Annotated in this window: 8 protein-coding genes; all 8 read right to left on the minus strand. The window is 72.7% G+C overall.

What is annotated here, in order from left to right; all coding sequences use genetic code 11:
- Positions 1–59: 59 nt before the first annotated feature.
- The 8 genes from ACZ7G1_RS08690 to ACZ7G1_RS08725 all read right to left on the minus strand — a co-directional run bounded on the left by ACZ7G1_RS08690 (position 60) and on the right by ACZ7G1_RS08725 (position 12,536).
- The gene (locus tag ACZ7G1_RS08690; protein WP_470873454.1) at positions 60–3,026 is read right to left on the minus strand and encodes an AfsR/SARP family transcriptional regulator; all 2,967 of its coding nucleotides are present in this window, start codon (positions 3,024–3,026) and stop codon (positions 60–62) included.
- Between the two features lie 42 nt (positions 3,027–3,068).
- Positions 3,069–3,893 carry an MBL fold metallo-hydrolase gene (locus tag ACZ7G1_RS08695; RefSeq protein WP_470873453.1) on the minus strand — a complete coding sequence of 275 codons (825 nt, stop codon included), beginning with the start codon at positions 3,891–3,893 and terminating at the stop codon, positions 3,069–3,071.
- Entirely contained in the window at positions 3,886–4,758 is an 873-nt protein-coding gene (locus tag ACZ7G1_RS08700; protein WP_470873452.1) for an NAD-dependent epimerase/dehydratase family protein, read from the minus strand. Before ACZ7G1_RS08700 ends, ACZ7G1_RS08695 begins: the two co-directional genes overlap by 8 nt.
- 141 nt (positions 4,759–4,899) lie before the next feature.
- Positions 4,900–7,746, minus strand: a complete 2,847-nt coding sequence (locus ACZ7G1_RS08705; RefSeq protein ID WP_470873450.1) for a helix-turn-helix transcriptional regulator — start codon at positions 7,744–7,746, stop codon at positions 4,900–4,902.
- 95 nt (positions 7,747–7,841) lie between these two features.
- Positions 7,842–9,152, minus strand: coding sequence for an SgcJ/EcaC family oxidoreductase (locus ACZ7G1_RS08710; RefSeq protein ID WP_470873448.1), 1,311 nt, complete (start codon positions 9,150–9,152; stop codon positions 7,842–7,844).
- Positions 9,153–9,242: 90 nt separating this feature from the next.
- Entirely contained in the window at positions 9,243–10,646 is a 1,404-nt protein-coding gene (gene lpdA / locus ACZ7G1_RS08715) for a dihydrolipoyl dehydrogenase (protein ID WP_470873446.1), read from the minus strand.
- Positions 10,647–10,720: 74 nt separating this feature from the next.
- On the minus strand, positions 10,721–11,380 hold the full coding sequence (locus ACZ7G1_RS08720; RefSeq protein ID WP_470873445.1) for a hemerythrin domain-containing protein: 660 nt from the start codon (positions 11,378–11,380) through the stop codon (positions 10,721–10,723).
- A 268-nt stretch (positions 11,381–11,648) separates the two neighbouring features.
- Positions 11,649–12,536 carry a LysR family transcriptional regulator gene (locus ACZ7G1_RS08725; RefSeq protein ID WP_470873899.1) on the minus strand — a complete coding sequence of 296 codons (888 nt, stop codon included), beginning with the start codon at positions 12,534–12,536 and terminating at the stop codon, positions 11,649–11,651.
- Positions 12,537–12,564: the final 28 nt, after the last annotated feature.

Genomic DNA, 12,564 nt, shown 5'->3' on the forward strand with positions numbered 1-12,564 from the left:
TGGTGGGCTTTCTCGTCTGCGACGTTAGGAACCGGCCTTATCAGCCTGTTATCAAGCGGTTAGGCGGTTTCGGCCGTGCCCACCGCTTCCAGTGCGCGGACCGCCTTCTCCTCCCATGGCGGGGAGCCGATCACGCGGAACACGTCGAGTGCCGCGGTCAGGTGCAGTCGGCTCTCCCGGGGGCGGCCGGCAGCGTGGTGGAGCCGGCCGAGGCCGAACCTGATCTGCCCCTCGATCAGGGCGCTGTTGTGGCGTCGTACGCCGTCCAGCGCCTCCAGGTAGAGCTGCTCGGCCGCCTCCGCCGCTCCGGCCGCGCGCCGGGTCTCCGCGAGTCCGAACAGCACGTGCGCGACACCGAGCAGGTCGGACTTCTCCTTGACGATGCGGACGGCCGTGCCGAAGGCCTCCTCGGCGGGCCCGAGGCGTCCCAGCGCCAGATAGGCACTGCCCAGTCGGTAGGAGGCCATCGCCACGCTGCGCCCCTCGACGCCGATGCCCTGGCAGACCGCGACGGCCTGCCGGCTCAGTTCCAGGGCCTCGTGCGGCCTGCCCTCGTCGAGCTCGAATTGGGCCAGGTTCTGCAGCACGTACGACTGGGCGGCGAGATCGCCCGTCTTCCGGAGCGCCGGCAGGGCTTCCCGCAGCCGGCGCGCGCCCCGCTCGTGGTCGCCCCTGATCCGGTCGATGAGCCCGAGGTGGCCGAGCACGAGCGCCGCGCCGTGTGCGTCGCCTGCCTTCCGGAAGAGCGCCAGGGCGGTCTCGGCCCCGTCGGACGCCTCATGCACGTTGCGCAGCCTCAGGTCGATCGCACTCAGCTGCAGGTGCATGGCGGCCTGCCCCCGGGCGTCCTCCGTGCCGATGGCGGCCGCGAGGGCCTGCTCGCTGCACGAACGCCAGTCCTCCACGTAGTTGCGCGCCTCGAAGAGCACCTGGAGGCACAGGGCGAGGTCCCAGGCCAGCTCCGCCATGCCCAGCCCGGCGGACTGCCCCACGACCGCGACCAGGGTGAGCCGTTCGGCCTCGAACCATTCCATCGGGCTCGCCAGCAGCTCTTCCACCAGGGCGGGTTCGATCTCCCTGCGCGGCACATCGCCGTGCACCGTGTCGTAGTCCCCGCCCTCCTCACGCCGGTACGCCAGTTCGGCGAGGGTCAGGCAGGTCCGGAAGAACCGGTCGCAGGCGGCCAGCCGGTCCGCCTCGGACTCCTCGTCCCGGGCCAGCTCGCCCGCGTACAGCCGCATCAGGTCGTGGAAGCGGTAGCGCAGCCGGCCGGTGGCGTCGATCCCGGCGACGTCCAGGAACTGCGCGTCCACGAGGTGCTCGATGAGCCGCTCCGCTTCCCGTACGTCGCGGTCCAGGAGCGCGGCCCCGACCCACGCGGTGAAGTCCGGTACGGCGAGCAGCCCAAGGAGGCGGTAGAGGCGGGCCGCCTCCCGGTCGAGGTAGCGGTAGCTGAGCGCGAAGCCGGCCCGGACCTGCAGCTCGCCCTGGCTGAGCTCGTCCAGTCGGCGCCGCTCGTCGCTGAGCCGGGTGACCAGGTGGCGTACCGACCAGTGCGGCTTGGAGGCGAGCCGGGCGGCGGCGATGCGCAGCGCGAGCGGCAGCCGGTCGCACAGCTCGACCAGGCGTGCCGAGTCCGCGGGCGCGCCGAGGATCCTGGCCTCGCCGACGATGCCGCCGAGCAGTTCGAGGGAGCGGTCCTCGGGCAGCAGCCCGAGGTGGATCCGCGCGGACGGCGGCCAGGTCACCAGCTGCTCCAGCTGTTCCCGGCTGGTGACCAGGACGGTGCAGCCTCCGCCGCCCGGCAGCAGCGGCCGGATCTGCTCCGGCGTGCGGACGTTGTCGAGCACGAGCAGCACCCGGCGGTCGGCCAGCATGCTGCGGTACAGCGCGATCCGGTCCTCCAACCCGTCGGGGACGGCCTCACCGGCGACTCCGAGGGAGCGCAGGAAGCGGCTGAGGATCTCGCCGGCGGCGGTCGGGGCGTGGTGCTCGTCGTATCCGCGGAGGTCGGCGAAGAGACTGCCGTCCGGGTAGTGCCTCGTGGCCCGGTGCGCCCAGCGGACGGCCAGGCCGGTCTTGCCGACGCCGGCGACGCCCGTGATCAGGCCGACGCCGGGTGTCCTTCGGTCGTCGTTCCGGGCCTCCACCAACGTGTCCAGGGCGGCAAGTTCCTCCTCCCGGCCCGCGAACGCCGGTACGTCGGCGGGCAGTTCGGACGGGACCACGGGACGGCTCACCACCGGCGCCGCCGGCTCCGCCACCCCCAGGGCGGGGGCGTCCCGCAGGATCGCGTCGTGCAGATCCTGGAGTTCGGGGCCCGGTTCCATGCCGAGTTCGTCGATGAACGTGCGCCGTGCGTCCCGGAAGGTCTCCAGCGCCTCCGCCCGGCGTCCGGAGCGGTACTGCGCGAGGATGAGGTGGTACTGCGCGCGCTCGCGCAGCGGATGATCCCGTACGGTCGCGGCCAGTTCGGGCAGCAGCACACGATGCTGCCCCAGATCCAGGCGCACGCCCGTCCAGGCCTCCTGGGCGTGGATGCGGACCTCTTCCCAGCGGGCCGCCTCGTCCTCCACCTGCTGCCCCGCGACCCCGGCCAGCGCGGGCCCCCGCCACAGGGCGAGCGCCTCGGCATAGCAGCGCGCGGCGTCGGCGGGGCGCCGCTCGCGGACGGCGGCCTCGGCGTCCGCGACCAGAGCGGTGAAGGTGACGCTGTCGAGGTCATGGCCTTCGGTCCGCAGCAGGTAGCCGGGGTGCTCGGTGACGATGACCTCTTCCGCCACCCCCTCGCTCTTGAACGCCTTGCGCAGGGCCGCGATGACGATGGCGATCTGGGTGCGCGCGCTGGCCGGCGGCCGGTCGTTCCACACGGCGTGCACCAGGGTGTCCGTCGGCACGACCCGTCCGGGGCTCAGGAGCAGCAGGGCCAGCACCGTCCGCAGCCGCGCACCCCCCACCGAGACCGTACGCCTGCCCGCGGCGACCGAAAGCGGGCCGAGTATCCCGAAGCTGAGCCGCTCACCCACCACATCCCCCAAGGGCCGACCGCGCCTGCCGGCAAGATCATCCTACCTTCGGGCCTCCTGTTCCGTCCCGAAGCGGAGGTAGCGCTCCACGGACCGGGCCAGAACCTCGTTGCCGTGCGAGGCGACGACCCGGTGCCACCAGGCGCCGTAGATCCGCTCGAAGCGGTAGTCGGCGAGCTGGTCCGCGGCGGCGCGGACCGCGTGGGGGCGCTCCGGGATGTGGTTGGCGTAGCTGTACATGAGGGTGACCCAGCGGTTGTCCGGGCAGACGTTGACGACGTCTCCGGTGAACAGCGCCCCGTCGCCCGCGCTCCAGTGCAGGATCGCGCTGCCGGGGAAGTGCACGCCCGGGTTGATCAGGGTCACCTCGTCGGTGAGCTGGAGCGTGCGACCGTTCCAGAAGCGCACGGCCGGGTCCGGGCGGCCCACCCACTGGCGGTCGGCTTCGTGGAGGTGGACCGGGGCGTCGAAGGCGTGGGCCCACTCCACCATCGAGGAGTAGAAGTGGGGGTGGCTGATGGCGATGTGGTCGATGCCGCCGAGTTCCTCGATGGCCCGAACCATGGCGTCGTCGAGGTACGGCACGCAGTCCCAGAGGACGTTGCCGGCGGCGGTGCGCAGCAGCAGGGCCCGCTGGCCGATGGCGAACTGGGGAGTGACGCCGACGCCGAGCACGCCGGGGCCCTCTTCCTCGAAGCGGCCGGTGTGGCCCTCCTCGCGCAACTCGGCGAGCGTCGTCCACCGCTGGCCGGCCGGGCTCACGTACTGGCGCTCGTCCAGGCAGACCGGGCAGTCCGGACGGTCGGAGGCGTACTGGGTGCCACAGGTACGGCAGATCGGAGGTGCCAGGACGGCGGTGTCAGCCACGGCTGCCTCCGGCGAGCTCGGTGAGGACGTACGGGCGGCTCGGCCGCCAGCCCAGCTCCTCGACGGCGCGCCGTCCCGACACCACCTGGTCGAGCGCGAGCGCCTCGGCGAACGGCGCTCCGAGCGCCTCGGCGGCTTCCGCGAGCGGCCACGACTCGGCCCGGCCGGTGCCGCCCGCGGCGCTGTCGGCGGCCGCCGCGATCGCGGCCGCGGGGACGGACTCCCACGCCACGCCGTGCAGGAGGTCAGCCGACTGCCCCTTGGTCAGCGCGAGGGCGTACAGCTCGGCGAGGTCGTCGACGTGCACCATCGGCCAACGGGTCGTGACCGGCCCGACGTAGCGGCCCGTGCCGTGCTCCCGGGCCCAGCCGGTCATCAGGGCGGGGATGCCGCCGCCTCGCCCGTACGCGATGCCCGGGCGAATCACCATGGCCCGCACGTCGGCCTCGGCGGCGGCCAGCACCCGCTGCTCGATCCGCGGCCGGTAGCCGACGATCGCGATCGGATCGGTGGCGGCGTCCTCGGTCAGCGGGGCGTCCCCGGTGGCACCGAGCACCCACACGCCGCTGGTGTAGACGAACGCCCGGCCCGTGCCGCGCAGCGGCGCGAGCAGCGCCTCCAGGGCGGCGGTGTCCACGGCCTCGTCGCCGGTGGGCGTGGCCAGGTTCACCACCGCGTCCACGTCGTCCGTCACCGCCGCCCGCAACGACGCCGGGTCGGCCAGGTCACCGACCCGCGCCGACCCGCCCGGATGCGGTGCGCCCGCGTCCTTGACCAGGGCCACCACGTCGTGACCCTCCAGGGTCAGTCGCGACACCACCGCGGAGCCGATGTAACCGGTGGCACCGAGCACCAGAACCTTCATGAACCCTCCCATGCGGAATGCTTTCCCGAACGAGAGAGACGGTAGGAAACGCGCCCGGCCCCGCGGATCCGTCGAACGACCTGGTGTCGTACCGGCGTTCGTACGTGACAGGGCGCCGGGGTCGACCTGCTCGACGGGACGTCAGCCCAGGTCGAGCGCCCCCAGCGCGGCCCGGGACGTCACGCCGAGCTTCGGGTAGGCGTTGGACAGGTGGTAGCCGACCGTCCGCGGGCTCAGGAACAGGCGCGCGCCGATGTCCCGGTTGCTCAGGCCGGTCGCCGCCAACCGGACCACCCGCAGCTCCTGCGCGGTCAGCCGGCCCACGGGCTCCGTGCCCGCCACCGGTACGGCCGGGACGGCACCGACGGCCCGCAGCTCCGTTCGGGCCCGGTCCGCCCACGCGGCCGCCGGCATCCGCTCGAACGACTCCAACGCCACGGTCAGCGCCTCCCGGGCGGCGGCCCGGCGTTTCACCCTGCGGAGCCACTCCCCGTACAGGAGCCGGGTGCGCGCCTCCTCGAACGACCGGCCGTCCCCCTGGTGGGCGGCGAGCGCCCGCTCGTAGAACTCCTCCGCCATGGCGTCGTCCGCGGCGAGCAGGGCGCGGCAGCGCAGCTCCACCGCCCCCGCCCACGCGGCCCCCGTGGCTCCCGCCCAGCGCGCGAAGCGTTCGGCGGCCTGTCCGGCGTCGGCGGCCCGGCCGGTCCGGACGGCGGCTTCCACCTGGTCGGGCAGGCTGTGCACGGAGACCATGAGGTGCCGGTGCGGGCCTCCGGTAAGGGCGGCGAAACCCGGCAGCGCCCGGTCGTAGCGGCCGAGCCCGAGATCGAGCAAACCCTGCGCCCTGGTCCCCCAGATCGGGACCGGCGCGACATCGAGGCACAGGTCACGCCCCGGCCGCGCGCCGAGACCCTCCCGGCTGCCCGGCAGGCCCCTGCCGCCCGGCCCGCCGGGGACCCTTCCCGGCCCCTCCCCGAGGCCCGGCCCTTCCCCGTCGAGCGCGGCCAGCACCGCCAGGACGCCGCTGAGCATCGAGGCGAGATGGCGCTGGCCGGTGTCGCAGGCGATCTCCAGACCCTCGACCGCCGTCGTGTACGCGTCCCGGTGCCGGCCCAGGAACAGCCGCAGCCGCGCCAGCCGCAGCAGCACCCTGGGCAGCACCCCGACCGCGCCCTCCGCACGGCACTCCAGCTCCAGGGCCACGGCCTCGTCGTGCACCGTGCGGTATTCGCCGAGCAGCATGTCCCAGCCGTGCAGTCGCACCTGATCGGTCAGGCTGCGCTCCTGCCGGGTCCGCACGACGTACGCGGCGAACTCCCGTACCGCCGCCGCCCCGCTCACCGGATCACCCGCCAGTGTGTCGAGCACCCCGGCCGCGCCCCGGTGCACGGGATGACCTCCGAAGTCCAGACCGGCCACCCGCGCCCGGGTGTCGCGGGCTGCCGCGACCGGGTCCGGCGCGTCCCAGGCCAAGGCGGCCGACTCGAACAGCAGCCACGCCCCCATCCCGGGGCGGTACGCCGTCACCTCGGGCATCGCATCGACCAGCAGCGACCGCGCCGACTCCGCCCGGCCCTGCCCCTGTTCGAGCGCCGCCCGGACGCTGGCGAGCCGGGCGATGGCCGGAGGACTGCTCACCGGCCCCGCCTCGTCGGCCAGCGTCCTCGCGAGCTCCGCCTGTCCGGCCTCGGCCGCGGCGGCGGACGCGGCGGCCAGCCGCAGCGACCGGGCCTCCTGGTCCTCGGTCAACCGCGCGGCCCGCCGATAGGCGGCGGCGACCGCGGCCCGGCCGCCCCGCGAGCGGAACAGCTCGGCGGTGCGGTCCAGTTCGGCGGCGACCTCCTCGTCGTAGCCGACGGTCGCCGCGGCCAGGTGCCAGGCCCGGCGACCCACGTCCCCGGCGGTCGGCGCCGCTTCGGCGAGCGCCCGGTGCGCGGCCGTCCGATCGACCAGCATCGCCCCCTGGTACGCGGCGGCCCGTACAAGCGGATGCCGGAACACCAGTCGGCGCCCGGACACCCGCACCAGGTCCGCCGCCTCCGCCGGCCCGAGGTCCCCGGCGACCGCGCCCACCCGTTCCCCCGCCGCCACCAGCAGCGCCACGTCACCGGTGTCGTCCGCCGCGGCGACGGTCAGCAGCAGACGGGTCGGCGCGGGCAGCGCCCGGATCCGCTCGTCGAAGATCCGCCGCACCCGCCACGAGGCCGGCAACACGGCGATCTCCCGCGCGTCCAACGGCTCGCTCCCGTCCCGCTGGGCCGCCGTCAGAGCCCCCACGAGCTCGACCAGGGCGAGCGGATTACCCTGTGCGAGCCCGAGGATCCGGCTGCTCACGGCGGGATGCAGATCGGGCGCCCGGCCGGCCAGGAGAGCCGCCGCCTCCTCGTCGGTCAGCGGCCCGAGGTGCAGCATCGGCAGGCCCGGCGCACCGTCGAAGGCCGCCGCGTCCTCATGCGCGGCGAACACCATGGCCACCCGCCCCCTGCCGAGCCGGCGGCCCGCGAACAGCAGCGTGTCCACGGTCTCCAGGTCCAGCCAGTGCGCGTCGTCGACCAGGACCACGACCGGACGTTCCTCGGCCAGCTCGTCGAGCAGGCCCAGCGTCGCCGCCCCGACCAGGAAACGGTCCCCGGCGGGCGCGTCATCCGGCGTCATCGCCCCGCGCAGCGCCTGCGACTGACGCTCCGACAGGCCTCCGACCCGGTCCAGGGTGCCCCTGAGGAGCACCTGCAGACCGGCGTACGGCAGCTCCGCCTCCGACTGGACACCCGTGCACCGCAAGAGCCGGGCCCCGTCCGCGGCCGCCGAGGCACACCGGTCGAGCAGTGCGGTCTTGCCCGACCCGGCCTCCCCGAGAAGCACCACGGCCCCGCCCCGACTCTCCCGGGCTCCCGTCAAGAGCCCGTCGAGGACCTCTCGTTCGTGGTCCCGACCGCTGAGACCGGCCGGCCCCCAGCCGACGGCACCTGCCTGGACCGCGTCGGCCATCGACGCTCCTCCCCTCTTCCGGACGCCTCACCCTCAAGGTGAGCGTGACTGACGATGTCGTGGGTCCCGCGGCGATCCGCGATGCCCAGTGCCCGTCAGTCGACCGCGACGGTGTTCTGGGCGGCGCCGACACGCCAGGCGCCGTTCTCCTTGACCAGGATGTAGAACGGGCGGCCCTCGGGCCGGTCGGCGATCCGGGTGCCGTCGCGTCGGACCGGCTGCTGGCGGACGTTCACCGCGGCGACGTCCGGGCGCAGGAACAGCACGCGCTCGACGTCGTAGACGGCGGTGAACTCGGCCATCGCACCGGGGAGCACCTTCCGGGTGAAGGCCGCGATCTCCTCGAAGCCCGAGAGCCGCTTGCCATGGCCGGTGGTCCACACCGGGTCCTCCCGGCGGAAGACGCTCAGGAACCGGTCGACCAGCTCGTTCTGCTGCGCGTGCTCGACCTCCGCCACGAGACGGCGTATGGCGGTCACCTCGGTGGCGGTCTCCAGCCCTTCGGGGGCGCCGAACACCTCGACGGGTCGGTACGAGCCCGACACCAGCTCGGCCACCACGCCCGGTCGCCCCGGCTGCCAGCCGAGGGCGCCGCGGGCGGCGGCGCCGCTGACGCTCTGGTCGAGGGCGAGCGCGTCCGCGAAGAGCGGGCCGAAGAGCTCGGCGGCCTGTTCCACCGGCACCGCCCGCGGGGCGGCGAGCACGCCGGCCGCGCGGCCGGCGGCGCGGGCGAGGTCACGGACCGGGATGGCCGACTCGCCGACGCCGTGCCAGACGGTGCCGGCCTCGGCCCGCTCGACGGCGGCCACGAACAGCTCGGCCAGGTCGTCCACATGCACGGTCGGCCAGCGCACGCCCTCCTCGCCGTAGTACTCGGGCACCCCCCGCAGGCGGGCCCGGTCGACCAGGATGGCGGGGATGCCGCCGCCGCGGCCGTACACGATGCCGGGCCGGACGACGACCGCGCGCACGCCTTCGGCGGCCTCGGCCAGCACCCGCCGCTCGATCCGCGGGCGGTAGCCGACGAGGTCGACCGGGTTGACCGGTGTCTCCTCGCCGACCTCCTGGGCGTCGCCGGTGGCACCGAGGACCCAGACGCCGCTCGTGTAGACGAAGGGGCGGCCGGTGCCACGCAGCGGAGTGGCGAGCGCCTCGATGACGGCGGTGTCGGTGGCGGCGTCGCCGCTCGGCGGGGCCAGGTGGATCACGGCCTCGATGTCGGGGGTCACCGCATCGGCGAGCGAGGCCGGGTCGGTGGTGTCGCCGACCAGCTGGGCGTGCCAGGCCCGGCCTGGCTGCGGCTCGGCACCCCGGGTGAGCGCGACGATCCGGTGGCCGGCGGCGGCGAGATGGTCGGTGACGACGGAGCCTATGTAGCCGGTGGCACCGGTGAGCAGAACCTTCATGACACTCCTGCCTCGAAGAGCGAGACGTTACGTCTCGCTTGTTGGATGGTGACGCGCTTCGAATCCGCGCGGTGCGCGCGGGGGTTCGACTCAGAGGTTGATCATGTGTCCGGCGATGCCGTGGATCGCTTCCTTCACGGCCTCGCCCAGCGTCGGGTGGGCGTGGACGTTCCGGGCGACCTCGTGGACGGTGAGGTCCCACTGCTGGGCCAGGGTCAGCTCGGGCAGCAGCTCGGTGACGTCCGGGCCGATCAGGTGGGCGCCGATGATCTCGCCGTGGGTGCCGTCGGCGATGATCTTGACGAAGCCGGTGGCGTCGCCCAGACCGTGCGCCTTGCCGTTCGCGACGAACGGGAACTTGGCGACCTTGACGTCGAAGCCCTTCTCGCGGGCCTGCGCCTCGGTCCAGCCGAAGCTGGCGATCTGCGGCTGGCAGTACGTCGCGCGCGGGATCATGGGGTAGTCGAGCTCCATCGTCTCGGCGTCCCCGATGGTCTCGGCCGCGATGACGCCCATGGCCTCGGCGGTGTGCGCGAGCATCAGCTTCGCGGTGACGTCGCCGATGGCGTAGATGTGCGGCACCGAGGTGCGGCAGCGGCCGTCGACGTCGATCGCACCGCGCTCGGTGAGCGCGACGCCGGTGGCCTCAAGGCCGTAGCCGGTGACGTTCGGGGCGAAACCGATGGCCTGCAGGACCTTGTCGGCCTCCAGGACCTTCTGCACGCCGTCCTTGCCGGTGACCGTGACGCGGACCTGCGGGCCGGACTCGTCGATGGCCTCCACGCGGGTCGAGGTGAGGACGTCGATGCCGAGCTTGCGGTACTGCTTCGCCAGCTCCTTCGAGACCTCTTCGTCCTCCAGCGGGGCGATGCGGTCGAGGAACTCGACGATCGTGACCTTGGTGCCGTAGTTGTTCAGCACGTAGGCGAACTCGATGCCGATCGCACCGGCGCCGGCGATGACGATCGACTTCGGCGCGTCCTCCGCCAGGATCTGCTGCTCGTACGAGACGACGCGGTCGCTCAGGGCGGTGCCGGGGAGCAGTCGGGGGGTGGCGCCGGTGGCGATGACGCAGTTGTCGAAGGACACGGTGCGGATGGTGCCGTCCGCCTCCGTGATCTGAAGGGTGTTCGCGTCGAGGAACGTGCCCCGTCCCTGGAACTCCGTGATGCCGTTCTTCTTCATGAGGAAGTGGACGCCCTTGACCCGGCCGTCCGCGACCGTGCGGCTGCGGCGGAAGGCCTCGCCGTAGTCGAAGGAGACGGTGCCGTCGACCTTGATGCCGAAGGTCTTGGCCTCGTGGTTGAAGATGTGGGCGAGTTCGGCGTTGCGCAGCAGCGCCTTGGTGGGGATGCAGCCGACGTTCAGGCAGACACCGCCCCAGTACTTCTCCTCGACGACCGCGACCCGCTTGCCCAGCTGGGCGGCGCGGATGGCGGCGACGTAGCCGCCGGGGCCGGCTCCGAGTACGACGACGTCGAAGCGTCTACACATGGGAACTCCTTGATTTTGAACTCGACTTCGAGGCCGGGCGGCGGTCCATGCCGGTGCGCCGGCCGGAAGGTCCGTCAGGGCCGTACACCGGCCGGAGTGCCCCCGATACCCCACCGGTCGAGCACCGCGTAGGCGGGCTGCCATTGATTCGTGTACGCATCGTGTGCGGACTCGGGCAGGAGCCGCGCCAGAACGGCGGCCACGGTCCGTTCAGCGGCGCCTTCCAGGAGCCAGGGCAGGATGCGTGCCGCGTCAGCCTCGATCAGCTGGGCGTGGACGCGCTCGAAACGCTCCCACTGCTCCCCGCTCAGGGTGACCTGGACCACCGGGAGCACGGTCTCCTCCTCGTGGCAGAGATGTCCGCGCAGACCGGTGACCAGCGAGCCGGTGAGCTCCCCGAAGAGATCGAGGCCGATATCGGGGCCGGCCAGCGACTGGTCGATCACCTCAAGCAGTCCGGCGAGCGCGGCGTGCTCGGCCTCGATCGCCTCCAGTCGCGCCAAGAAGAGGGGCCGACCGCACAGAGCCCGACGCAGGGAGGGCCACAGCACGTCGTCCTCGGCGGTCTGGTGCGCCCGCAATGCCGTCCGGAACAGGTGCCAGCCCGCGGCAGTGCGCAGGACCTTGCGGGGATCGGGATCGACATGGGCGGTGACTCGGGCTAGGCAGTGCAACTCTCTTCTCAATGCGTCGTGCATCGCGTACGTCACCGTCATGTCGAACCTGTCTCTCACGTCTGTCTGACTCCTGGTTCCGATGAGCCATGACCGGTTCCTTCAGGAACCGTCAGCGGGAAGCCACGCCTGACGGAGCGGGACATCGTGGGAAGGGGGACGAGCGGCCTGCTCCGGTACCCCGAGCCTCCCGTGAGAGCCGTGTCCGGATCAACACAGGATGTGTTCGTCGATTGATAACCCGACGGTTATCGGAGCGCGGGAGCGGTGATGGACGCGTCAGCCGATGCGACGTCGAGCATCCACGGCTCCGAGACGTGGTGGCGCGTCAGAACCCCTTCGCGCCCAACTCGCGGACCGTGCCGGCGAGAGCGCCGATCAGCTCGTTCTCCGCCTCGGTGCGCCAGACCAGAGCGAAGGACAGGGCCGGCAGGTCCGTGACGGGGAGCCAGCGGATGTTCGGCATGCCCCAGTGCCGGGTGACGTGACTGGGAAAGCCGTGGATGATCTCGCCCATGCCGACCTTGTTGATCAGATCCTCCGGGTTGGTCACCTGACGCCCACGCTCGATCTGCCGGCCCTGGGAGGTACGGAAGGGCAGGTAGCTGTCCTCCCAGTAATCCGGCATGCCAGGTGCGACGGCGTGCTGGAAGTCGGCGAACATCTCCAGCCGCACCGACGTTCGCCTGGAGAGCTCATGGTCGGCGGCCACGGCGAGGACTCGGGGGTCCGTGAACAGGACCGGGCCGACGGTGAGATCCGGTTCCTCCACGGGCAGCCAGGTGACGAGGACGTCGATGTCGTCGTCACGGAGCCGGCCGAACGGATCGTCGAGCGCCAGCTGGCGTATCTCCAGCTCCCAGTGCGCATACCGCGAACGGAAGGCCTTCCAATAGGGGTGCAGGTCGACGACGTTGAACGGCATCATGCCGACGCGGAGCCTGCCGGTGACACCGCGAGCGGCCAGCCGGGCGCGTTCCAGGGACTCGTGCAGCCCCGCGTAGACCGGCTGCAGGTCGTCGCGCAGCTGGCGTCCGACGTTGGTCAGGCGCACGGTGCGGCTGGTGCGCTCGAACAGCGCGGCGCCGATACGCCGTTCCTGCTTCTTGATGGCCTGGCTGACCCGTGCCTGGGAGACCAGAAGCCGCTCGGCGGTCCGGCCGAAGTGCAACTCCTCGGCCAGAACCAGAAAGATCTCGATGTCCCGCAGCTCCATCACGCCCCCGTACCCCTCTGCGGCTCGA

The sequence above is a fragment of the Streptomyces sp. NPDC037273 genome, assembly GCF_055603625.1.

Excerpts from the sequence above, each read along its gene's own strand:
- ACZ7G1_RS08700 (WP_470873452.1), bottom strand. The coding sequence starts at position 4,758 with ATGAAGGTTCTGGTGCTCGGTGCCACCGGTTACATCGGCTCCGCGGTG.
- ACZ7G1_RS08705 (WP_470873450.1), bottom strand. The coding sequence starts at position 7,746 with ATGGCCGACGCGGTCCAGGCAGGTGCCGTCGGCTGGGGGCCGGCCGGT.
- ACZ7G1_RS08710 (WP_470873448.1), bottom strand. The coding sequence starts at position 9,152 with ATGAAGGTTCTGCTCACCGGTGCCACCGGCTACATAGGCTCCGTCGTC.
- lpdA (WP_470873446.1), bottom strand. The coding sequence starts at position 10,646 with ATGTGTAGACGCTTCGACGTCGTCGTACTCGGAGCCGGCCCCGGCGGC.
- ACZ7G1_RS08725 (WP_470873899.1), bottom strand. The coding sequence starts at position 12,536 with ATGGAGCTGCGGGACATCGAGATCTTTCTGGTTCTGGCCGAGGAGTTG.